This is a genomic window from Clostridium sp. HV4-5-A1G (assembly GCF_900184915.1).
Taxonomy (GTDB): domain Bacteria; phylum Bacillota; class Clostridia; order Clostridiales; family Clostridiaceae; genus Clostridium_B; species Clostridium_B aromativorans.
This window is the reverse complement of record NZ_FXYI02000387.1, coordinates 1-557: the sequence shown is the minus strand read 5'-3', so window position 1 is coordinate 557 and position 557 is coordinate 1. Positions and strand designations below refer to the sequence as shown.

Here is a 557-nt window from a genome sequence, read left to right as displayed (position 1 = left end):
TCTACACCTAAATCGATTACCTCAAATCCATTAGCTTCCAGCATACCTTTAAAAATATCCTTTCCAATATCATGAATGTCACCTTTTACCGTCCCTAAAACTACTTTTCCCAATCCCTTATCCTTATTTTGAAGAAAATACTTTTTCATCTTATCCAGTTCTAAGATATTTCTGAAAATAAGTCCTGAAAGTATTAAATCCGCTATATAGTAATCTTTATTTTCGTATAATTTCCCAACTTTCTCCATACCTATATTGACAGTTTCCAGCAAGGTTATAGGATCCATTCCCTTATCCAAAGCTTCATCTGCCAGATTTATTACCTTTTCTTCATCTAACTGTTCCACATATTTTATGATCAATTTTTTCAATTCACTTAAATTATGCATCTTTTCCTCCATCAATACATAATACATTGTCTCTATTCAATCATCTTTTTATTGAAATACTTATGCAGCTGTGTATTTTATTTTATTATATATCTAATTTTTCAGTTTGTCAGTACTCCGATATGATCTACAAAAATAAATAGCAAATTTTCAGTAATAATATTATTT

At 28.9% G+C, this 557-nt stretch carries 1 protein-coding gene; it reads right to left on the bottom strand.

Annotated elements, in window-relative coordinates; all coding sequences use genetic code 11:
- A partial coding sequence (locus J5G60_RS18685; RefSeq protein WP_236035351.1) for a cobalamin B12-binding domain-containing protein occupies positions 1-389 on the bottom strand: 389 nt, incomplete at its 3' end.
- Between the last annotated feature and the right edge of the window lie 168 nt (positions 390-557).